The 21,853-nt window shown below is 68.8% G+C and carries 22 protein-coding genes; 10 read left to right on the top strand and 12 right to left on the bottom strand.

Going from position 1 to position 21,853, the window contains the following annotated elements; all coding sequences use genetic code 11:
• Positions 1-22: 22 nt before the first annotated feature.
• Positions 23-841, bottom strand: coding sequence for a Nif3-like dinuclear metal center hexameric protein (locus AB4079_RS04360; RefSeq protein WP_441786065.1), 819 nt, complete (start codon positions 839-841; stop codon positions 23-25).
• Between the two features lie 82 nt (positions 842-923).
• Positions 924-3,017: a cytosine permease gene (locus AB4079_RS04355; protein WP_441786064.1), complete on the bottom strand. Its 2,094-nt coding sequence runs from the start codon at positions 3,015-3,017 to the stop codon at positions 924-926.
• A gap of 69 nt (positions 3,018-3,086) precedes the next feature.
• Here AB4079_RS04355 and AB4079_RS04350 point away from each other — a divergent pair, with 69 nt between their 5' ends.
• Both AB4079_RS04350 and AB4079_RS04345 read left to right on the top strand, forming a co-directional pair.
• Positions 3,087-3,893, top strand: coding sequence for a thymidylate synthase (locus tag AB4079_RS04350; protein ID WP_441786063.1), 807 nt, complete (start codon positions 3,087-3,089; stop codon positions 3,891-3,893).
• Positions 3,890-4,372 (top strand): dihydrofolate reductase, encoded by a 483-nt coding sequence (locus AB4079_RS04345; RefSeq protein ID WP_441786062.1) that lies wholly within the window; start codon positions 3,890-3,892, stop codon positions 4,370-4,372. Before AB4079_RS04350 ends, AB4079_RS04345 begins: the two co-directional genes overlap by 4 nt.
• A 231-nt stretch (positions 4,373-4,603) precedes the next feature.
• Here the strand turns inward: AB4079_RS04345 and AB4079_RS04340 are convergent, their stop codons facing one another.
• Entirely contained in the window at positions 4,604-5,248 is a 645-nt protein-coding gene (locus AB4079_RS04340; protein ID WP_441786061.1) for a DUF1345 domain-containing protein, read from the bottom strand.
• Positions 5,249-5,310: 62 nt separating this feature from the next.
• On the opposite strand from AB4079_RS04340, the gene AB4079_RS04335 reads away from it, so the two are divergent.
• Positions 5,311-6,609, top strand: coding sequence for an aminotransferase class I/II-fold pyridoxal phosphate-dependent enzyme (locus AB4079_RS04335; RefSeq protein ID WP_441786060.1), 1,299 nt, complete (start codon positions 5,311-5,313; stop codon positions 6,607-6,609).
• A gap of 3 nt (positions 6,610-6,612) precedes the next feature.
• Entirely contained in the window at positions 6,613-7,134 is a 522-nt protein-coding gene (locus AB4079_RS04330; RefSeq protein ID WP_441786059.1) for a GNAT family N-acetyltransferase, read from the top strand.
• Between the two features lie 71 nt (positions 7,135-7,205).
• On the opposite strand, the gene dhaM is transcribed toward AB4079_RS04330, so the two are convergent.
• Genes dhaM through trpD form a run of 4 tightly spaced genes read right to left on the bottom strand, consistent with a single transcriptional unit; the run spans position 7,206 to position 10,662 of the window.
• Positions 7,206-7,913, bottom strand: coding sequence for a dihydroxyacetone kinase phosphoryl donor subunit DhaM (dhaM, locus tag AB4079_RS04325; protein WP_441786058.1), 708 nt, complete (start codon positions 7,911-7,913; stop codon positions 7,206-7,208).
• Positions 7,910-8,542 carry a dihydroxyacetone kinase subunit DhaL gene (gene dhaL, locus AB4079_RS04320; RefSeq protein ID WP_441786057.1) on the bottom strand — a complete coding sequence of 211 codons (633 nt, stop codon included), beginning with the start codon at positions 8,540-8,542 and terminating at the stop codon, positions 7,910-7,912. Before dhaL ends, dhaM begins: the two co-directional genes overlap by 4 nt.
• A gap of 30 nt (positions 8,543-8,572) precedes the next feature.
• The gene (dhaK, locus tag AB4079_RS04315; protein ID WP_441786056.1) at positions 8,573-9,571 is read right to left on the bottom strand and encodes a dihydroxyacetone kinase subunit DhaK; all 999 of its coding nucleotides are present in this window, start codon (positions 9,569-9,571) and stop codon (positions 8,573-8,575) included.
• Between the two features lie 41 nt (positions 9,572-9,612).
• Complete coding sequence (gene trpD, locus AB4079_RS04310) at positions 9,613-10,662, bottom strand: anthranilate phosphoribosyltransferase (RefSeq protein WP_441786055.1); 1,050 nt, start codon at positions 10,660-10,662, stop codon at positions 9,613-9,615.
• 131 nt (positions 10,663-10,793) lie between these two features.
• Between trpD and ctaE the strand changes: the two genes are divergently transcribed.
• From ctaE to AB4079_RS04285, 5 genes are all read left to right on the top strand, one after another.
• Entirely contained in the window at positions 10,794-11,438 is a 645-nt protein-coding gene (ctaE, locus tag AB4079_RS04305) for an aa3-type cytochrome oxidase subunit III (protein ID WP_441786054.1), read from the top strand.
• Between the two features lie 22 nt (positions 11,439-11,460).
• A complete protein-coding gene (qcrC, locus tag AB4079_RS04300; protein ID WP_441786053.1) occupies positions 11,461-12,309 on the top strand; it encodes a cytochrome bc1 complex diheme cytochrome c subunit in 849 nt (282 codons plus the stop codon).
• 54 nt (positions 12,310-12,363) lie between these two features.
• On the top strand, positions 12,364-13,431 hold the full coding sequence (qcrA, locus tag AB4079_RS04295; RefSeq protein WP_441786052.1) for a cytochrome bc1 complex Rieske iron-sulfur subunit: 1,068 nt from the start codon (positions 12,364-12,366) through the stop codon (positions 13,429-13,431).
• The gene (qcrB, locus tag AB4079_RS04290) at positions 13,428-15,047 is read left to right on the top strand and encodes a cytochrome bc1 complex cytochrome b subunit (protein WP_441786051.1); all 1,620 of its coding nucleotides are present in this window, start codon (positions 13,428-13,430) and stop codon (positions 15,045-15,047) included. The genes qcrA and qcrB overlap by 4 nt, the downstream gene beginning before the upstream one ends.
• 96 nt (positions 15,048-15,143) lie before the next feature.
• Positions 15,144-15,965: a putative RNA methyltransferase gene (locus AB4079_RS04285; RefSeq protein ID WP_441786050.1), complete on the top strand. Its 822-nt coding sequence runs from the start codon at positions 15,144-15,146 to the stop codon at positions 15,963-15,965.
• A 136-nt stretch (positions 15,966-16,101) separates the two neighbouring features.
• Here AB4079_RS04285 and AB4079_RS04280 read toward each other — a convergent pair whose 3' ends face one another.
• From AB4079_RS04280 to AB4079_RS04260, 5 genes are all read right to left on the bottom strand, one after another.
• A complete protein-coding gene (locus AB4079_RS04280; protein WP_441786049.1) occupies positions 16,102-16,524 on the bottom strand; it encodes a cytochrome c oxidase subunit 4 in 423 nt (140 codons plus the stop codon).
• A 3-nt stretch (positions 16,525-16,527) separates the two neighbouring features.
• Complete coding sequence (gene ctaD / locus AB4079_RS04275; RefSeq protein WP_441786048.1) at positions 16,528-18,276, bottom strand: aa3-type cytochrome oxidase subunit I; 1,749 nt, start codon at positions 18,274-18,276, stop codon at positions 16,528-16,530.
• Between the two features lie 9 nt (positions 18,277-18,285).
• On the bottom strand, positions 18,286-19,185 hold the full coding sequence (gene ctaC / locus AB4079_RS04270; RefSeq protein WP_441786047.1) for an aa3-type cytochrome oxidase subunit II: 900 nt from the start codon (positions 19,183-19,185) through the stop codon (positions 18,286-18,288).
• 143 nt (positions 19,186-19,328) lie between these two features.
• Positions 19,329-19,685: an iron-sulfur cluster insertion protein ErpA gene (gene erpA / locus AB4079_RS04265; RefSeq protein ID WP_441781937.1), complete on the bottom strand. Its 357-nt coding sequence runs from the start codon at positions 19,683-19,685 to the stop codon at positions 19,329-19,331.
• Between the two features lie 78 nt (positions 19,686-19,763).
• Positions 19,764-21,218 carry a dipeptidase gene (locus tag AB4079_RS04260; RefSeq protein ID WP_441786046.1) on the bottom strand — a complete coding sequence of 485 codons (1,455 nt, stop codon included), beginning with the start codon at positions 21,216-21,218 and terminating at the stop codon, positions 19,764-19,766.
• A gap of 41 nt (positions 21,219-21,259) precedes the next feature.
• Between AB4079_RS04260 and AB4079_RS04255 the strand changes: the two genes are divergently transcribed.
• The gene (locus AB4079_RS04255) at positions 21,260-21,853 is read left to right on the top strand and encodes a DUF3043 domain-containing protein (protein WP_441786045.1); all 594 of its coding nucleotides are present in this window, start codon (positions 21,260-21,262) and stop codon (positions 21,851-21,853) included.

Here is a 21,853-nt window from a genome sequence, read left to right as displayed (position 1 = left end):
GTGCTTCCTTCGGGGAGGGTGGTCATTGGAGGATGGCGAAATCCCAGGGGTCGGTGCGCAGCTCGCTGACGACGACCTCCGTGCCGGGGAGCGCCGCGCGGAGCTGTTCGGCGGCGGTGTCGAGCCACAGCCATTCACTCGCCCAGTGCGAGACGTCGAGGAGCGCCGGCCCGCCGCCGAGCGCCGCCTGCTCGCGCGCTTCGGACGCCGGATGGTGGCGGAGGTCGGCGGTGATGTAGACATCCGCAGCGCGGACGGCGTCGCTGCCCAGCAGGGAGTCGCCTGCGCCTCCGCAGACGGCGACACGGGTCACCGGCTGGTGGTAGTCGCCTGCCGCTCGCACACCGCCGGCGGTCGGCGGCAGGAGGTCGGCGACCGCGCGGGCGAGCAGCCCGAGGGTCGTCGGCTGGGCGAGGTCGCCGACGCGCCCGATTCCGGTCACGCCGTTTGTAGCGGGCGCGATGGGACGCGTGTCGCGCAGTCCGAGACGCGCGGCGAGCACGTCGCTGGTGCCGTCGGCGACGACGTCGGCCGTCGTATGCGCGGCATAGAGAGCAACGCCGCCGCGGATCAAGCGTGCGAGCAGAGCGCCCTTGTACCGGTCTTCCGCGACGCTGGTCACCCCGCGCAGCAGCAGCGGGTGGTGCGCGATCAGCAGGTCGGCGCCCACCTCGACGGCCTCGTCGACGGTGGCGGCAACCGCGTCGACGGCGAGGAGGATGCGCTCGACGGGCGCCTGCGGATCGCCCGCGACGAGACCGGGCGCATCCCAGCTCTCGGCACCGGCGAGCGGCCAGAGCTGCTCGATGGTGTCGCGGACGGAGGTGAGGGTGTTCGGCACGTCGATCAGCCTAAGGGATGGGTCCCGGCCGACGCCGGGCGGAATGGTTTCTGTGGAGAAGCGGCCGTGCTGTGGGCAACCGTCACACGGCGGCCTGCTCCTGCCGGCGCACAGCAGGTGCCGCGGATACGAGAACACCGACCAGGCCGATGACCAGGGCGATCAGGACACCGATGTTGCTGGTGCCCACACCGGCGTGCGGGTCGATGCCCACCAGAGTGAAGAGGTAGCCCTCCCAGCCGAGCCACGGCAGAGGAGAGCTGACCGTGCCCCACCCCACCACCGTGCCGACGGCCAGCAGCGCGAGATTGATCCAGCGCCAATCCGGGTAGACGCCTCCGCTCTTCAGAAGCGACGGCTGGTGGAAGCGCCGGGTCCGCAGCATCATCTCGCCCGAGAACACGCCGACCCAGGCGGCCACCGGCACGGACAGCGCTGTCGGCACACCCCGGATCACCGCGGACAGATCGCTGACCGTGGCGGCGAGCACCCCGCCGGCGATCGCGACCACCACGCCGGCGGCCACTGTGCTCCAGCGCCGTCCGAGTCGCACCCCCAGCGCGTCGATCGTGAAGCCCGTGGAATAGAGGGTGAGCACGAGCGCCGACACCAGCGACAGCCCGACCGCCAGCAGCAGCGGTACCGGGTACCAGTCGGGCAGGCCCAGACGCACGAGAGCCGACACCGGATCCCGCGCCAACTCCCCCGCGAAACCCGGGTTGGAGGCGGCGAGCAGGCCGCCGTACGACACCAGCACGAACGGCGGCACGGCCGCACCGAAGGTCGCCCACAGCATCGCGGCGCCACCCGACGAGAGCGGCCGCTGGTAGCGCGCCACCTCCGCGCTGCTCATCGCCCACGCCAGGCCGACATAGCTGAACACCAGGACGGCTCCGGTCACGGCGTGCGTCCACAAAGCGTCCGGGGTGTTGAGCGCCCTGGTCATATCCACGTGCCGCCAGGTCGCCATCACCATCAATCCGATCAGCACGGCGGAGGCGATCGTCAGAACCAGCTGCACCCGGGCGACGAGCCCGTAGCCGACGTACGCGACGGCGACGGCGAGGATGATCGTGGCGGCGAGCCCGACCGACGTCTCGACGAACACGTTGCCCGGCCACCGCTCGGCCCGCGTCAGCGAACCGGCCGCGGACCCCGCCAGCCAGAGCAGCACGGCGCCCCAGAACAGTTTCACGATCAGCGCGAGGACGGTCGGGACGACATTCCCCCGGACTCCGAAGGCCGCTCGCGACACGACCAGGGTCGGCTGTCCGCTCCACTTGCCCGCCAATGTCCCGAGCCCGAGCGGAAGGAAGCTCAATGCGACACCGACGAGCGTCGCGACGAGCAGCTGACGCAGGCTGAGGCCGAGGACGAACAGTGTTGCACCGACGCCGACACTGATCAGGGAGGAGGTGCCAGCGAACCACAGCCAGAACATCCGCGAGGCCCGGCCCAGCCGGCGCTGGACGGGCACCGTCTCGAGGTCGGTCGTCTCGGGCGTGAGGATGCCGGAGCGGATGTGACGGCCGGCGACGAGCGCGGAGGCTTCGCCTGATTGCGGATCGGATGCCGGGGTGCCCGCCGGGGCGTCGGCGCCGGCGTCGCGAGCCTGGTCGGGGTCGCCGTCGGGTTCTTTCGCGGACTCGGCCTCCGGTTCGGACGGCGAGGCGGGTGTCGGCGGGATGGGCAGGAGGGGCACGGGTTCGGAGTCTCGCGGAGCCATGTCGGGCGGCACCAGGTCGAGCGGCTCGGCACGGGCGACACGCTGGAAGGTCGGCGGTTTCACCGGATCCGCGGTCTGTTCGGGTTCGGCGATGGGAGTGGACTCCGGCTCGGACGTGTTGACCGGCTCGGCCCGCTGGACCGGGGTGGCCGCCGTCGCGACCCACGGGCTGAACGTCGGTTCGGGTCCGGTCGGCTCGCGCTTCGCCGGGAGGTCGTCGAAACTGATTCGCTCCGCCGGCTCCGTCGGCGGCCGGACGACGATCGGGATGGCGGATGTGATGCGCGCGACCTCCTCCTCCAGCGCGCTGGCCAGCTCGTCGTCGCTGTGCCGGTCGTCGCTGTGCCGGTCGTCGCTGTGCCGGTCGTCGCTGTGCCGGTCGTCGCTGTGCGGACCACCGCCGTTCTGCCGGTCCTCGCCGTGCCGGTCGCCACGCGCTGCCGAGTCCATGACGCCAGACTACGACGCGCCGCGCCCTCGCGGAGAGAGGCGACCCGCCCGGCGAAGTACGATCGGAGCGTGAGCCAGATTCCCACCCCGTACGAGGACCTCCTGCGCGACGTGCTGGCCAACGGCACGCACAAGTCCGACCGCACCGGAACCGGCACGCGCAGTGTGTTCGGGCGCCAGCTGCGGTTCGACCTGGCCGACGGTTTCCCGCTGATCACGACGAAGCGCGTCCACTTCAAGTCGATCGCCTACGAGCTCCTCTGGTTCCTGCGCGGCGAGAGCAATGTCGGCTGGTTGCGCGAGAACGGCGTCACCATCTGGGACGAGTGGGCCGACGAGGATGGCGAGCTCGGCCCGGTCTACGGCGTCCAGTGGCGTTCCTGGCCGACGCCGGACGGCCGCCACATCGACCAGATCCAGCAGGTGATCGACACCCTGCGAACCGACCCGGACTCCCGACGGATCATCGTCTCCGCCTGGAACGTCGCGGAGATCCCCGATATGGCGCTCGCGCCGTGCCACGCGTTCTTCCAGTTCTACGTCGCCGACGGCAGGCTGTCGTGCCAGCTGTACCAGCGCAGCGCCGATATGTTCCTCGGCGTTCCGTTCAACATCGCGAGCTACGCCCTGCTGACCCTCATGGTCGCCCAGCAGGTGGGTCTCGAGCCGGGCGAGTTCGTGTGGGCCGGCGGGGATGTCCACATCTACGACAACCACCTGGAGCAGGTGACCGAGCAGCTCACGCGCGACCCGTTCCCGGCGCCGACGCTGCGGTTCGCCCGCACGCCGGACAGCATCTTCGACTACGACTTCGAGGACTTCGTGGTCGAGGACTACCAGCACCACCCGGCCATCCGCGCCGCCGTCGCCGTATGACGCTCGGTCTGATCTGGGCGCAGGCCCGCGACCGCATCATCGGCGCCGACGGTGTCATGCCGTGGCATCTGACCGAAGACCTGCGGCACTTCCGCGCCCTGACCGGGACCGATCCGGTCGTGATGGGACGCCGCACCTGGGAGTCGCTGCCCGAACGCTACCGGCCGCTGCCAGGTCGCGAGAACGTCGTGGTCACCCGCCAGCAGGGCTGGCAGGCTCCGGGCGTCGCCGTGGCGCATTCGGTCGAGGATGCCCTGGCTGCCGTCGCCGACGCAGCCACCGTCTGGGTGATCGGGGGCGCCGAGCTCTACCGGCAGACTCTTGCCGCCGCCGACCGCCTGGAGGTCACCGAGATCGACCTCGACGTGCCCGGCGACACGCGCGCTCCCGAGCCCGGTCTGGGATGGAGCGTCGACGCCGGCGAGTGGCTCACCGCGTCGAACGGCCTGCGCTACCGCTTCCTCACCTACACCCGCTGACGGCTGCGTGGGGTCGGAGCGGAGGATTTGCCGCCCATTCGCGCTTCCGACTCCTCCCCTACCGGCCCTCGCCCGGCGCGCCGGCCACGACATCCTCCGTTCCCCACATTCCCGACGCCCGGGCTCGAGTGCGGGAATGGGAGGAGGGACGACCCGAAACACCGGCGAATGTCTCCGAACGGAGGAGAATCTCGCTATCGAGGGCCCCGAGACCTCCGCCACCTGCCGCGGTCAGCCGAGGCCGGCGACCAGGTTCACCGTCGCCGCAACGATGACCGTGCCGAACAGGTACGACAGCAGCACGTGATGCAGGATCGACCGGCGGATGTATGAGCTGGAGATGTCGGTGTCCGACACCTGGAACGTCATGCCGAGTGTGAACGACAGGTACGCGAAGTCGCTGTACTGCGGCAGCTCCTTCTGGTTGAAGTCGATTCCGCCGCCGGAGCGGTAGAACATGCGGGCGTAGCGGAGGGCGTACAGCGTGTGCACCAGCGTCCACGACAGAGCGACGGACACCACCGCCAGCAGCGCGACGCCCAGCTGTTTTCCGCCGCTCAGGTGTTTGGCGTCGACCAGGATGTAGACCACGGCCACCACACTGGCGGCGGCGGCGAGGATCAGGATCAGGTCGGCGGTGCGGCGTCCCGGATCCTCCAGGGTGGCGTGACTCTGGGTGGACTCGCCGTCCAGTTTCCAGACGGCCGACCAGACCCAGGTGACGTAGACCAGGCAGGCCGCCGCCCATCCCGCGATGATCGCGTAGTGCCAGGCGTTGAGGAGGCCGACGACCACACCGACCACGAGGCCGGCGCCGAGCGCCGTCGTCATCTTGACAGCGGTGCGCCCACGCCGGTGCTTCAGTTCGTTCGTCACAGTTCGGATGTTCGCACACGTCGGCCGAGCGGCCCGGCCAGCACGCCGGTACGATCGATGACGTGACGTCCGCTACTCTCTCGCCCTCCCCCCTGGCCGACCTCGACACCGCCTCCCTGCGCGAGGCGCACTCCGCCTTCGCCCGCGCCTACGACGAGCTGAAGGCCGCCGGTCTGAAGCTCGACCTCACCCGCGGCAAGCCGTCCGCCGAGCAGCTCGATCTCTCGAACGACCTCCTTCACCTGCCGGACGGCCGGTTCCGCGACGCCGCCGGCACCGACCTCCGCAACTACGGCGGCGCCTCCGGGCTGCCGGAGCTGAGGGCGATCTTCTCCGACGCCCTCCGCGTCCCCGTCGACCAGCTCCTGGCGCTCGGCAACTCGAGCCTCACCCTGATGCACGACACGATCGCCTTCGCGATGCTGCACGGCGTCCCCGGCGGCGAGCTGCCCTGGGGCAGCCGGGGCATCTCGTTCCTCGCGCCGGTCCCCGGCTACGACCGCCACTTCACGATCGCCGAGCGTTTCGGCATCCGTCTGATCCCGGTGCCGAGCGACGAGAACGGGCCCGACATCGAGGCCGTCGCATCCCTGCTCGAGACCGACGACAGCATCCGTGGGATGTTCTGCGTGCCCGTGTACTCGAACCCCTCCGGGGCGGTCTACAGCGAGGAGGTCGTCCGCGCCCTCGTCTCGCTGCCCGCGGCCCCCGACTTCCGCCTGATCTGGGACAACGCCTACGCCGTCCATCACCTGACGGATGAGCGCCCCGAGCCGTTCGACGTGCTCGCTCTCGCAGCCGAGGCCGGCAACCCGGACCGCCCGCTGGTGTTCGCCTCCACCTCCAAGGTCACCTACCCTGGCTCCGGCGTCTCCTTCTTCGGTGCCTCCCCGGCGAACGTCGAGTGGATGCTGCACCACCTCTCCGCACAGAGCATCGGCCCGGACAAGATCAACCAGCTCCGCCACGCCGAACTGCTGAAGGACGCCGACGGGCTGGCGGCCCACATGGAGAAGCACCGCGCCATTCTCGCGCCGAAGTTCGCGGCCGTGGATGCCGCCCTCCGCGACCGGCTCGCGCCGTGGGGCGCCGGTGCGTGGTCGCAGCCCAAGGGGGGCTACTTCGTGAGTCTCGACGTCCCCGACGGCGCCGCGAAGCGGGCCGTGCAGCTCGCGAAGGAGGCCGGCATCGCGGTCACCCCGGCGGGTGCCACCTTCCCGTACGGGGATGACCCTCGCGACGCCAACATCCGCATCGCGCCGACGTTCCCGCCGCTGGGCGAACTGACGACCGCGCTCGACGGCCTGTGCACGGCGATCCTGCTCGCCACCGCTGAGGCGCTACTCGCCGACCGGGTCTGACCGATGGCCGGCTGGGTCGTCCGCGCGAGCACCGAGGACGACTGGCAGGCGTACCGCGCCCTCCGGTTCGAGATGCTCGAGGATGCGCCGATCGCCTTCCTGGAGACCCTCGAGCAGGCGCGGCAGCACCCCGATGAGCACTGGCGGCGCCGCGCATCCAACATCGCCCGCACCACCCGGCTGTTCGCCGCGGTCGCAGAGGACGGCCGGTGGCTCGGCAGCATGGGCGGCTTCCAGTCCGCCACGTCGCACGACCCGTACCTGGTCGGCGTGTACGTCACCCCGACCTGGCGCGGCCGCGAGCACGGGGTGACGGATGCGCTCCTCGACGCGGTCATCGACTGGGCACGTGGGCGCGGTGAGCGGCTGCTGCTCGAGGTGCACGAGGACAACGAACATGCCATCCGCTCCTACCTGCGCCGCGGCTTCGTCTTCACGGGACGGACGCAGCCCTACCCGCTGGACCGCACCGCCAACGAGCTCGAGATGGCCCTGCCCCTCGCGACGCGCTCCACCGACTGGTGAGTCGTTGTCGTTATCCCGAGCGGATTACGACAACGACTCACCAGTCGGCGGTGGATGCAGGAGGTCGGAGGTCAGGCCTCGCCGAAGCCGGTGTCGACCAGGTCGGCCAGGGCGTCCACTGCGCCGCGGCCGTCGGGGGCGTCCGACGCGATGCGGGCGGTCGCGCCGGCGGTCAGCCCGAGCGACATGATGCCGAGGAGGCTCTTCGCGTCTTTTCCGTTGACGGTGACCTTGACCGGGAAGGTGTTGGCCAGCTTGACGAACTCGGCAGCCGGCCGCGCATGCAGGCCCTCCGGGTTGCGGACGAGCACCTCGCGCTCGTAGGGGCCGGCCATAGGCGTCGCCTCCGCGGGAGCGGACGGCGCCGCGTCGTCGGTGCCCGCGCCGGCCCAGGCATCCACCGCCCCGCGGGCAGCAGCGGCGACCTCGTCGAGGGGGCTTCCGGATTCGGCGGCGACCGCCGCGGCCACCCCGCCCTCCACGAACGGCACATCGACCACGCGGACGCGCGTGCGCTGCTCCTCGTCCAACAGGTCGAGCACGGTCTCCGCGGTCAGCAGGGCGGATCCGAGGTCGCTGACGACCACGACCCCATCTCCGCTGTCCGCCTCGGAGACGCCGGACATGACCTTTGTGAAGCTGGTCCCGATCCCCTCGTCATCGGTGCCGCCGGCCGCGACCAGGCGGACCGAGCCGGCCATTTGACCGGCGAGGTCCACCATCCCGGCCGCGATCTTCGGACTGTGCGAGACGAAGACGATGCCGACCCTGCCGGTCATCCGGCCGCTCCCGTTGCCGCGCGCAGCAGCAGGGCCGTGGATTGGGCACCCGGGTCGCGATGTCCGGCCGACCGTTCGCCGAGGTAGCTCGCGCGGCCCTTCCGGGCGACCAGCGGCTCGGTCGCCTCCGCGCCCTTCTCGGCGGCGTCCGCGGCGGCAGCCAGGATGTCCGAGGCGGATGCCCCGGCCTCCTGGGCCGACCGCGCCGCATCGACCGCCGGGGTCCAGGCGTCGATCATGGTCTTGTCGCCGGTCTCCGCCTTACCGCGGGACACGATGCCGTCGCGCGCGGCCGCCAGGACCGCCACGAGGGTGGCCTCGTCGATCGCGGCGGCGTCCCCCACAGGGTCCGCCGCCTTGAGGAACGCGGTCCCATAGAGCGGACCGGACGCCCCGCCGACCGTCGAGATCAGGGTCATGGCGATCGAGCGCAGCGCCGCATTGGGCGTTGCGTCGTCCGGGAGCTTCTCCAGCGCCGCGACCGAGGCACGCATGCCGCGGTCCATGTTCTCGCCGTGGTCGCCGTCGCCGATCTCACGGTCGAGTGTGTTCAGCTCCTGCTTGTGCTCCCCGATGGAGTCCGCGGCGGCGGAGATCCACCCCTTCACCCAGTTCGTGTCCAGCGTCATCGACGCCTCCTCCTCTTGTCGGTTCCGGCTCTAGAGTCCCCAGCGCAGCGCGGCCGTGTGGACCGGTGCGTCCCAGAGCTGCGTGAACTCGTCGTCCAGCTTCAGCACCGTGATGGATGCGCCCTGCATCTCCAGCGAGGTGACGTAGTTGCCCACCAGCGACCGGCTCAGGGTGATCCCGCGCTCGTCCAGGATCTCGGCGGCGCGACGGAACAGGATGTACAGCTCCGACAGCGGCGTGCCGCCCATCCCGTTGACGAACAGGAGCACCGGCGAGCCGTCGAACGACAGGTCGCCGAGGATCGCGTCCATCATCCGGTCGACCAGGCGGTCGGCCGGCTCCAGCTTGATCCGCTCGCGGCCCGGTTCGCCGTGGATGCCGACGCCGAACTCGATCTCGTCCTCCGGGAGCACGAATCCGGGCTGGCCGGCGTGCGGCACTGTACCGTCGGTCAGCGCCAGGCCGATCGAGCGGACGTTCGCGTTCACGCGCTCGGCGACCGCCGTGACCGCGTCCAGGTCGTCACCGCGGTCGGCGGCGGCGCCCGCGATCTTCTCCACCAGCACCGTGCCGGCGACACCGCGACGGCCCGCCGTGTACAGGGAGTCCTGCACCGCCACGTCGTCGTTGATCACGACCGAGCGGACGTCGATGCCCTCGGCGCCGACCAGATCGGCGGCCGTCTCGAAGTTGAGCACGTCGCCCGTGTAGTTCTTGACGATGTGGAGCACACCGGCGCCGCCGTCGGCGGCCTTGGTGGCCTCCACGATCGGCATGGGTGTCGGCGAGGTGAACACCTCGCCGGGCACAGCAGCGTCGAGCATGCCCTTTCCGACGAAACCGGCGTGGAGGGGCTCGTGGCCGCTGCCACCGCCGCTGACCAGGCCGACCTTGCCCTTCACCGGGCCGTCGGCCCTGGCCACGAACATCGGATCCTGCGACACCCGGACGATGTCGGCGTGAGCCCGACCGAACCCCGCGAGGGACTCGGTCACGACGTCGGGAACGTCGTTGATGAGCTTCTTCATCGAAACCCTTCCTTCCACGTGCAGCGGAGCATCCACTGCGGTCAGTGCGTCGCCGCCACCCACTCGTCGAGCTTCGCGGCCGCGGCCCCGGAGTCGATCGCCTGGGCAGCGACCGCCATTTGCGAACGGAAACGATCCAGGATGGACACCTGGACCCTCGACGGGTCGGACGCGAGCTCGTAGGACACGAGCCCGGCCGCCGCGTTGAGCAGGACGATGTCGCGCACGGGGCCTTCTTCTCCCGACAGCACGGCACGCACGACCGCCGCGTTGTACGCGGCGTCCTTTCCGAGCAGGTCCTCGATCCGCGCCCGAGGGATCCCCAGATCGCGCGGGTCGATGTCGTGCTCGGTGACGAGGCCCCGGGAGACCTCCCAGACGTGACTGTGACCGGTGGTCGACAGCTCGTCCAGCCCGTCGTCGCCGCGGAACACCAGCGCGGTCGCACCGCGGGTCTGGAACACGCCGACGATGAGCGGGATGCGGTCGAGCGCCGCGACGCCGACCGCTGATGCCTCGGGGCGCGCCGGGTTGCAGAGCGGTCCGAGGTAGTTGAAGACGGTGGGCACGCCGAGCTGTGCGCGCACCGGTCCGGCATTCGCGAAGCCGGGGTGGAAGGCGCTCGCATAGGCGAACGTGATGCCCGCGGTGCGCAGCACCTCGGCGACGCGCTCCGCCGAGAGCGTGAGGTCGATCCCGAGCGCCGCAAGCACATCCGACGACCCCGACGACGAACTGGCCGCGCGGTTGCCGTGCTTGATCACCGGGACACCGGATGCGGCGGCGACGATCGAGGCGGTGGTGGAGACGTTGACGGTGCCGAAGCGGTCACCGCCCGTGCCGACGATGTCGAGCGCCATGGGGTCCACCGGCAGCGGGACGGCATGGTCGAGGATGGCGTCGCGGAAGCCGACGATCTCGTCGACGGTCTCGCCCTTGGCCCGCAATGCGATGAGGAAAGCGGCCAACTGGGCATCCGTCGCCTCGCCGCTCATGACCTGGTCCATGGCCCAGGCCGCGTCCGCCACGCTCAGGTGCTCTCCGGCGAGAAGAGCCGTCAGCACGGACGACCAGGACTGCGTATGGACCATGATGCGATCCTATCGGCGGCCGACACGCCACGGCGATACCGGCCGATCCACCCCGCTGAGGCTGCCCAAACCGGAAATCGGGCCGATTCAGGCCCCATGAGTGGGAAAACCATGGCTTCTTTTCAGCCATAATGGGTTACGTGACGAGCACCTCCCTTTCTCCCTCAGCGAGTGCGCCGGCGATCAACCGGCCCAATGTCGTGGCCGTCGGCACGATCGTCTGGCTCGGCTCGGAGGTGATGTTCTTCGCGGGCCTGTTCGCGATCTACTTCACCCTGAAGTCGACGTCGCCGGATCTATGGGCCGCGGAGACGCAGCACCTCAACATCCCCTACGCGGCGACGAACACCCTGGTCCTGGTGCTCAGCTCGGTCACGTGCCAGTTCGGCGTCTTCGCCGCTGAGCGCATGCAGCCGCGTCGCTCGGGTGGCGCGTTGCAGTTCTGGCGCTGGGGCATGGTCGAGTGGTTCACGCTCACCTACATCATGGGAGCCATCTTCGTCTCCGGCCAGGTGTTCGAGTACGCGACGCTAGTCTCCGAGGGCATCTCGCTCAGCGCCAACGCCTACGGCTCGGCCTTCTACCTGACCACCGGTTTCCACGCCCTGCACGTGACGGGCGGCCTCATCGCCTTCCTCCTCGTCATCGGCCGCGCGTTCGCGGTCAAGATCTTCGGCCACAAGGAGGCGACCAGCGCCATCGTCATCTCCTACTACTGGCACTTCGTCGATGTCGTGTGGATCGGACTGTTCGCGGTCATCTACCTCATCCGATAGAAACAGGAGCGTTCTTCACCCCATGCGTCCGAAAAACCGCAGCACGGCCAAGCCGGCCACGACCACCGGTCGAGGCCAGGCCTCTCGCAAGGCCGGCCGTCGCCACCCGCTGGCCACCGTCGCGCTCCTCGCGATCGGTCTGGGGCTGACCGGCGGCGCCTACGCCGCGTTCACCACCACCACCGCGTCCGCCGACGAGCCGCAGGTCGCCGCTGCCAGCCAGAGCTCGGTCGACCAGGGCAAGAAGCTCTTCCAGGCCAACTGCGCCACCTGCCACGGCCTGAGCGCACAGGGCAGCTCCGTCGCCCCGAGCCTCATCGGAGTGGGTGCCGCGGCCGTCGACTTCCAGGTCGGCACCGGCCGCATGCCCATGCAGATGCAGGGCCCTCAGGCGCAGGAGAAGCCGGTCCAGTTCACCGACGACCAGGTGAAGGCGCTGGCCGACTACGTCGCCTCGCTGGCCCCGGGTCCCTCGATCCCGGAGCAGAAGTACCTCGCGGGCAAGGGCGACGCCGCCCACGGCGCCGAGCTGTTCCGCATCAACTGCGCGATGTGCCACAACGTCGCCGGAGCGGGTGGCGCGCTGACCGAGGGCAAGTACGCCCCGCCGCTGACCGGTGTCAGCGCCCAGCACATCTACGAGGCCATGGTGACCGGTCCGCAGAACATGCCCGTGTTCAACGACCTCAACATCACGCCGCAGGGCAAGGCCGACATCATCACGTACCTGAAGTACATCCAGAACAACCCCTCCCCCGGCGGCTTCGAGCTCGGCTCGCTCGGCCCGGTGGCGGAAGGCCTCTTCCTCTGGATCTTCGGGCTGGGCGCCATCGTCGCCCTCACCGTGTGGATCACGGCCAAATCGAATTAGCGGACGGCCAACCAGCCGGCACGCAGGTACGAACACCCCCTAAGAAGGAGAGCAATGGCACAGGACGAGAACGGTGGTCACGAGCTGACTCCCGCCCGTTCGCCTGAGGAGCACCGGACCGGCGACCCCGGCACCGCTGTGATCATCCGCGACGCCGTCGAGAACCCCGGGTTCCCGCCGCACCGGCCGCGGGTCACCGACCTCGACCCGCGGAAGGAGCGGCGCGCCGAGCGCACCGTCTACACGCTGTTCTACCTGTCGATCGCCGGCTCCGTCTGGGCGGTCGCCGCCTACCTGGCCTTCCCGATCGTCGACGGCGACCCGGGTTCGGTCCGGCTGAACAACCTGTTCATCGGTATCGGCAGCGCGCTCGCACTCCTCGCCATCGGAATCGGCGCCGTCCACTGGGGCAAGGCGCTGATGCACGAGAAGGAGGGCGTCGACCTCCGCCACCCCGTGCGCGGCAGCGAGACCACGACCGAGCGGGCGGCGGAGATCTTCCGCCAGGCCGACGAGGAGTCCGGCTTCAGCCGCCGCACCCTGGTGCGCAACAGCCTCATCGGCGCCCTGATCGCGTTCCCGCTCCCTGCGGTCATCCTGTTCCGCGGCCTCGCGCCTCAGAACGAAGACCCGGCCAACCTCCTCGCCAACACCATGTGGGCCAAGGGCGTGCGTCTGACGCGCGACCCAACCGGAACCCCCATCAAGGCCTCCGACGTCACTCTCGGCAGCGCGTTCCACGTCATCCCCGAGGGTCTGAACGAAGCCAGCAACATGCTTGAGGAGAAGGCCAAGGCGGCCGTGCTCCTCATGCGCCTCAAGCCCGAAGACCTCCACGTCTCCAAGGGCCGTGAGACCTGGAACTACGACGGCATCGTCGCGTACTCCAAGATCTGCACGCACGTCGGGTGCCCGGTGGCGCTCTACGAGCAGCAGACCCACCACCTGCTCTGCCCGTGTCACCAGTCGCAGTTCGACATCACGCACGAAGCGCAGGTCATCTTCGGACCGGCGAAGCGGCCTCTGCCGCAGCTGCCGATCACCGTTGACGCCGATGGCTACCTGGTCGCCCGCAGCGACTTCCACGAGCCCGTCGGCCCAAGCTTCTGGGAGCGCCATTGAGCACCACGACCGCCGCACGGCCTGCGGCACAGACGACGGCTTCGAAGGGCGGGTTCACGGCAGCAGCCGCGAACTACCTCGAAGACCGCACCAGCATCTCGGGCGCCGTCAAGGAGTTCGGTCGCAAGATCTTCCCGGATCACTGGTCCTTCCTCCTCGGCGAGGTCGCGCTCTACAGCTTCATCGTGATCCTGCTGACGGGCACCTTCCTGACGTTCTTCTTCCAGGCATCCATGGCGGAGGTCGTCTACAACGGCTCGTACGTGCCGCTGAAGGGCATCTCGATGTCCTCGGCCATGCAGTCGACGTTGAACATCTCGTTCGAGGTGCGCGGCGGTCTGCTCGTTCGTCAGATCCACCACTGGGCGGCACTGCTGTTCGTGGCCGCGATCGGCCTGCACATGCTCCGCATCTACTTCACCGGTGCGTTCCGCAAGCCGCGTGAGCTGAACTGGGTGATCGGCTTCGTGCTGTTCATCCTGGCGATGGCCGAGGGCTTCACGGGCTACTCGCTGCCGGACGACCTGCTGTCGGGCAACGGCCTCCGCATCATCGACGGCCTGGTCAAGGGCCTGCCGGTGGTCGGCACCTGGATCTCGTTCCTCCTCTTCGGCGGCGAGTTCCCGGGAACGGCGATCGTCGGACGCCTCTACACGCTGCACATCCTCCTGCTGCCTGCCCTGGTCGTCGCATTCATCGCGCTGCACCTGATGTTCGTGGTCATCCACAAGCACACGCAGTACGCGGCCCCCGGACACACCCAGGGCAACGTGGTCGGCTACCCGGTCCTCCCGGTGTACGCCGCGAAGGCCGGCGGATTCTTCTTCATCGTGTTCGGTGTGGTGGCCCTGATGGCGTCGCTGTTCACCATCAACCCGATCTGGAACTACGGCCCGTACGACCCCTCTCCCGTCTCGGCCGGTACCCAGCCCGACTGGTACATCGGCTTCGCGGACGGCGCACTGCGTCTCGTCCCGCCGGGCTGGGAGTTCGTCTGGCTCGACCGCACCTGGTCGTTCAACATCATCGTGCCGGTGGCGATCCTCGGACTCTTCATCATGGTCGTCATGTTCTACCCGTTCCTCGAGGCGTGGATCACCGGGGACAAGCGCGAGCACCACATCCTGGACCGTCCGCGCAACGCCGCCAGCCGCACGGCCGTCGGCGCCGCCGGTGTCACGTTCTATGCGGTCTTCTGGGCCGCGGCAAGCTCGGACATCATCGCGACGCACTTCAAGCTGACGATGGAGGGCGTGATCCACACCCTCCAGGCGCTGCTCTTCGTCGGGCCGCTCATCGCCTACGTCGTGACGAAGCGCGTCTGCCTGGCGCTGCAGAAGAAGGACCGCTCGATCGCCCTGCACGGGTACGAGAGCGGCCGCATCGTGAAGCTGCCGGGCGGCGAGTACATCGAGGTGCACGAACAGCTGAGCGACTACGAGCGCTGGCGGCTGATCTCGTACGAGTCGTACGAGCCGCTGATGCTGCGCCCCAACCGCCGAGGCAAGATCACCGCGGCGAACCGCGTCCGCTCGGGCCTGTCCCGCTGGTTCTTCGAGGACCGCCTGGTCCCGCCGACCCGCGGCGAGCTCGAGTCCGGACACGGCCACCACTGAGGCTCGACCCCGCGACAAGCGCCGGTGCGAACATTCGCGCCGGCGCTTTCGCGTACCCCCGTCCATCCACTCACTCCCTCGCTGAGGCACCCCGCCATGCCCGTTGACCTCGTCCGGCTCGCCTCCTGGCTGCGCTGCCCCGTCTGCAACGCCGACCTGGAAGCGGCGGCTCCGTTGACGCTGGCCTGCGCCAACGGTCACCGCCACGACGTCAACAAGCGCGGATACGTCTCCCTGCTCGGCGGGGGAACCAAGCATCTCGGGGACACGGCCCAGATGCTGGACGCGCGCGACCTGGTCCTCGAAAGCGGCGCGTACTCCCCCATCGCGGCGGCCGTGACGTCAGCAGCGCAGGGTGAGCGCATCATCGACGCGGGGGCGGGTACCGGCTACTACCTGCGAGCCGCCCTCGCCTCGTCGACCGCAGCAACCGGACTCGCGATGGACCTGTCGCCGCAGGCGGTGGCACGCGCCGTACGATCGTCGGGGCGAGTCGACGGACTGGTCGCCGACACGTGGCGCCCGCTCCCGGTGCGGTCGGAGTCGGCAGACACCGTGCTCGACGTGTTCGCCCCGCGCAACCTGCCGGAGTTCCACCGCGTCCTGCGCCCGGCAGGCACACTGGTCGTCGTGGTGCCGCGCGCCGACCACCTCGCGGCGCTCAGGGCTGAGGGCAGGATGCTCGACATCCCGTCGGACAAGGCAGAGGACGTCATCGCCGCCTCAGCGGCCCTGTACGCCCTGCACAGCCGCGAACATGTGTCCTACGACGTAGGCCTCGATGACGCACTCCGCGATGCGCTGGTGGGCATGGGGCCTTCCGCACGGCACTCGGCCGCAGGGGGCACCCCGGACGCCGCAGTCGCGACCACGTCGACCACGGTCTCGGTGGATGTCATCCGCCTCACCCGTCGCTGACGCCACCCGCGGGCATCTGTGGGACGCAACACGCCGTTCAGCGAGCGTGTTGACGGCGTGTCGCGTCCCATAGATGACTCCCACACGCAGCGAGGGCCGCCTCCCGTGGGAGACGGCCCTCGCAGGTGGTGCAGGCTCAGCGCGCGAAGTAGCCGCGGTAGTACTCGTAGACCCAGCCCACGATGCAGACGAGGCTGAACGCGACACCGATGAAGCAGATCCAGATGCCGACCGCGAGGCCGAGGATCACCAGGCCGGCGCCGACCGCCAGGGAGAACGGCCACCAGCTCCACGGGCTGAAGGACCCGAGTTCGGCGTCGCCGTCGTCGATGTTGGCGTCGAGGCGGTCCTCCGGCAGCTCACCGCCCTGGGACGCGTGCGACCGACCGACGTAGAAGGCGATGAACGCCGACAGGACGGCGGCCAGGAGCATGCCGACCGTTCCGACCCACTCCACGTTGCGGTGGAACTGGTCGAGCAGGTTCCACAGCGTGTAGACGATCGCGGACAGGACGAAGAAGACCGAGAGGATCCAGAACAGGATGGCATTGGCGCGCATGGGTTACCTCACCTGGTCGTTCGCGACGTCGTGCACGGGTGCGTCGGGGGCGTCCTTCGCCGAACCCACACCGATCGGGATGCCCGCTTCGGGGTGGTTCAGGTCGAACGCCGGCGACTCCGAACGGATGCGCGGGATCGACGTGAAGTTGTGCCGCGGCGGCGGGCAGCTGGTCGCCCACTCGAGCGAACGGCCGTAGCCCCACGGGTCGTTCACCATCACCTTTGGCGCGTTCCGCGCGGTCAGGTACACGTTCACGAAGAACGGGATCATCGAGATGGCGAGGATGCCGGCGCCGATCGACGAGACCTGGTTCATCCAGGTGAACCCGTCGGACGGCAGGTACGTCGCGTACCGACGCGGCATACCGACCACGCCCAGCCAGTGCTGGATGAGGAAGGTGGTGTGGAAGCCGATGAACAGCAGCCAGAAGTGCCACTTGCCCAGCCGGTCGTTGAGCATCTTGCCGGTCCACTTGGGCCACCAGAAGTAGAACCCGGCGAACATCGCGAATACGACGGTACCGAACACCACGTAGTGGAAGTGCGCGACCACGAAGTACGTGTCGGACACGTGGAAGTCGAGCGGCGGCGACGCCAGGATGACACCGGTCAGACCACCGAAGGTGAAGGTGATCAGGAAGCCGATCGACCACAGCATCGGCGACTCGAAGGTCAGTGAACCGCGCCACATCGTGCCGATCCAGTTGAAGATCTTCACACCGGTCGGAACCGCGATCAGCATCGTCATCAGCGAGAACCAGGGCAGCAGCACCGAGCCGGTGACGTACATGTGGTGCGCCCACACGGTGACAGACAGGGCGGCGATCGAGATCGTCGCGTAGATCAGCGTCTTGTAACCAAAGATCGGCTTCCGGCTGAACACCGGGAAGATCTCCGACACGATGCCGAAGAACGGCAGCGCGATGATGTAGACCTCCGGATGCCCGAAGAACCAGAACAGATGCTGCCAGAGCAGAGCTCCGCCGTTCGCGGCGTCGTAGATGTGCGCGTCGAACACGCGGTCGGCGGCCAGAGCGAACAGCGCAGCGGCCAGAACCGGGAAGGCCATCAGCACGAGGATCGAGGTCACCAGGGTGTTCCAGGTGAAGATCGGCATGCGGAACATGGTCATTCCGGGAGCACGCAGGGTGATGATCGTCGTGATGAAGTTCACGGCACCCAGGATGGTGCCGAAGCCCGACAGCCCGAGGCCCAGTACCCAGAGGTTTCCGCCGATACCGGGCGAGAACGTCGTACTGGAGAGTGGCGCGTAGGCGAACCATCCGAACGAGGCCGCACCCTGCGGAGTGAGGAAGCCGGCGACCGCGATCAGCGAGCCGAACGAGTAGAACCAGTAGGCCAGCGCGTTGAGTCGCGGGAAGGCGACGTCAGGCGCGCCGATCTGCAGCGGCATGAGCACGTTCGCGAAGCCCGCGAACAGCGGCGTCGCGAACATCAGCAGCATGATCGTGCCGTGCATCGTGAAGAGCTGGTTGTACTGCTCCTTCGTGCCCACCACGTTCAGGCCGGGCTCGAAGAGCTGGGCACGGATGATCAGGGCCATCACGCCGCCGATCAGGAAGTACACGAACGACGAGATCAGGTACATGTACCCGATGGTCTTGTGGTCCGTCGACGTGATGTAGTTCACGAGGATGTTGCCCTTGCGCTCCACACCGTTCGCGGTGAGGAACGTAGGCGTTGGCTTGGGAGCGGTGGTGGCTCCCGGTGCCGGTGCTGTCGTCGTCATCAGTGCGTCCTACTCGTTGCCGCCCTGGGGGCCCGGAGTGGCGCCCCTGCCCGGCAGGTTCTGGTTGCGGTCGTACTCGGAGCCCAGCTGGCCCTCGTATCCCTGGTCCTTCAAGCGCTGGATGTGTGCGTCGTACTCCGCCTGCGACACGATCTTCACGTTGAAGAGCATCGCCGAGTGGTACTCGCCGCAGAGCTCGGCGCACTTGCCGACGAACGTGCCGGTGCGGCTCGTCGTCTGGAAGTAGATGTAGTTGGTCTTGCCCGGGATGACGTCTTTCTTGTAGAGCATCGCCGGCACCCAGAACGAGTGGATCACATCGCGCGAGTCGAGCTGGATGGTGATCTTCTTGTTCTCGGGCAGGTACAGGGTCGGGACCTTGCCCTCCTGGACCGATCCCGGAGTTGCGCTGTTGTCGTCCGGCTGGACCTGGACTCCCGGGTCGTAGACGTTGTCGGTCACGTAGTTGAAGTCCCACGCCCACTGCTTCGCGTAGACCTGGATCTTGAGGTCCGGGTTCGCGTACGGCTTCTCGATCGCGGCCTGGTCACGCGCGGTGAAGGCGAAGAAGCCGAGCACGAGGATGAGCGGCACAATCGTGTAGAAGATCTCGATCGGCATGTTGTAGCGCAGCTGAACCGGGAGGCCGGTCTGGCCCTTGCGGCGGCGGTAGACGATGACGGCCCAGAGGATCAGCCCCCACACGACGATGCCGACGATGAGGAGGACGATCCAGCTCGTCACCCACAGGCCGCTGATGCGCTCGGTGTGGTTCGTGACGGGCGGTTCGCCCTCGACGAAGCCCGGGAGGAATCCGTGCAGCTGGGCCTGAGTGCAGCCCGCGAGAGCCACGACGAGCGCCGCGGCAATCGGGATGGCAGCCCATCGGAGACGGCGATTGTGACGCACCGGTGACCTTTCGAGTGACTACTGGGACAGTTCACATGCAACTGTATGTGGCTGTCTCTACCCTACTCCGACTGACACCCTGATCCGAACAAAAGAGCCGCCCCACGAGGGGGCGGCTCCAGTGAATTCCTGTGCTATACGGCTCAGTGGAACGAGTCTCCACAGGCGCACGAACCGGTCGCATTCGGGTTGTCGATGGTGAAACCCTGCTTCTGGATCGTGTCCTCGAAGTCGATCGTCGCGCCGTCGAGGTACGGAACGCTCATCTTGTCGACGATGACCTCAACCCCGTCGAAGTCGACGGTCGCGTCTCCGTCGAGCATGCGCTCGTCGAAGTACAGCTGGTAGATCAGACCGGAGCATCCACCGGGCTGGACGGCGACGCGCAGACGCAGGTCGTCGCGGCCCTCCTGCTCGAGCAGGCTCCTGACCTTCGACGCCGCGGTGTCGGTCAGGCCGACTCCGTGGGCCTTGGTCGCGGTCAGCGTTGTGTCGGTCATGGATCTCCTCACGAAAGGATGGTTCGGACTTCGGAACGAAATCTGGATCGATTGTACGTCGCCCAGGTGCCAATTCGCTCAGTGCGCGCTGCGCTCGTTCAGACGGGCCAGCAGCAGCGCCTCCGAGAGGATGGCGCGCTTGAAGACGCCGAGGTGCAGCGACTCGTTCGGGCTGTGCGCGCGCGTGTCCGGATCCTCAACGCCGGTGACCAGGATCTGGGCCTCCGGGAAGTCGCGCACGAGGTCGGCGATGAACGGAATGGACCCGCCGATACCGGTCTCGACCGCCTCCTTCCCCCAGGCGTCTGTCATGGCGCGCTTCGCCTCGGTGGCCGCCCAGCCCGCCGTGTCGACGAGGAACGGGTCGCCGAGGTCGACGTCGTCGATGGCGACGTGGGCGCCGAAGGGCGCGTGCGCCCGCAGGTGTCGTTCGAGCGCCTCGTACGCGGCCCGTGCCGGTTGCCCGGGTGCGACCCGCGAGCTGATCCGGACGGCGACGCTCGGCAGGAGTGTGTTGGAGGCGTTGGCGACGGTGGGGGCGTCGATGCCGGTGACCGTGATGGTCGGCTGCGACCACATCCGGGACAGGATGGGGCCCGTCCCGACGCTGGTGACCCCGTCGAGGAACCCGGCGTCCTCCGCCAGCTGCTCCTCGCTGAACGCGGGCGGCTCCGGGGCGTCCGTGTACGAGGTCAGGCCCTCGACCGCGACCGCTCCGTTCTCGTCGTGCAGGGTGGCGAGCAGCTTCACCAGCGCGAGCATCGCATCCGGGGCCGCGCCGCCGAACATGCCGGAGTGCGAGGCATGCTCGAGCGTCGACACGGTGAGGCGGAAGGTCACGTTGCCGCGCAGCGACACCGTGAGCGCCGGGGTGTCGATATCGACATTGTCGGAGTCGGCCACGACGATCACGTCCGCGGCGAGGGCCGCCTGGTTCTGCTCGAGGAAGTTCGCGAACGAGCGCGAGCCGAATTCCTCCTCCCCTTCGATGAAGACGGCGAGTCCGAGGTCCAGGTCGTCGCCGAACGTCTCCCGCAGGGCGCGCACCGTCGCGACGTGCGCCATCACGCCCGCCTTGTCGTCCGCGGCTCCCCGGCCGTAGAGGCGGTCGCCGCGCACGGTCGGCTCGAACGGTGGCGTGTTCCAGTTCGCTTCGTCGCCCTCGGGCTGCACGTCGTGGTGCGCATAGAGGAGGACCGTCGGCCGGCCGTTCCGGGCGGCGCGTGTGGCGAGGACCGCCGGCTGACCGAGCGTCTCTCCGTCGCCGATCGGCGCCTGCTTGATCTCCACGGTGTCGAACGCACCCGTGTCGGTCAGCAGTGCGGCGACGGCCTCGGCGCTGCGACGCACGTTCGCCGGGTCGAAAGCGGACCAGGACACCGAGGGGATGCGGACCAGCTGCGAGAGGTCGGCGACGGCCGACGGCAGGCCCGCATCGACCGCGGTGCGGACGTTCTGCTCTGCATCCTCCACGGCAGCGGCGGCGGATCCGGAGGAAGTGGGCGGAACGGGGGTCTGCTGGCTCTCTGTCATGCGGGTAATCTTAAGCGGACCCCACGATCGAAGGCACGAAGTTGGCAAAGCGACAGAACCCGGCCGAGGCGGAGACGCCTGCGGCGGAGACCCCGGAAGAGACGGCTGCCCGTCTGAAGCAGGGCAAGGGCGCCCCGACGCCCTCGCGCCGCCAGCAGGAGGCCGCGCGCAAGCGCCCCCTGGTGCCGACCGACCGCAAGGAGGCGGCCCGCACCGCACGCGCGAAGCAGGCCGAAGCCCGCGAGAAGGCGCGCGTCGGCATGGCGGCCGGTGATGACCGCTATCTGACCGCCCGGGACCGCGGACCGCAGCGACGATGGGTCCGCGACTACGTGGATGCGCGTTTCTCGATCGGCGAATTCCTCATCCCGGTGATGCTGATCGTCATCGTCCTGACGTTCCTCCCCTCGCCCGCGCTCCAGGTGTACGGCCTGTTCGCACTGTGGGGCTTCTTCGCCATCGCCGTGATCGACTGCGTCGTGCTCGGGTTCCGCATCCGGCGCCGCATCGGCGACAAGTTCGGCAAGACGAAGGTGGAGCGCGGCCTGCGCTGGTACGCCGCGATGCGCGCAGTGCAGCTGCGGGTCATGCGCCTCCCGAAGCCGCAGGTCAAGCGCGGCCAGTTCCCGAGCTGA

Origin of the sequence: Leifsonia sp. 2MCAF36 (genome assembly GCF_052115525.1) — a bacterium.
GTDB lineage: Bacteria > Actinomycetota > Actinomycetes > Actinomycetales > Microbacteriaceae > Leifsonia.
This window is presented reverse-complemented; position numbering and strand designations above follow the sequence as displayed.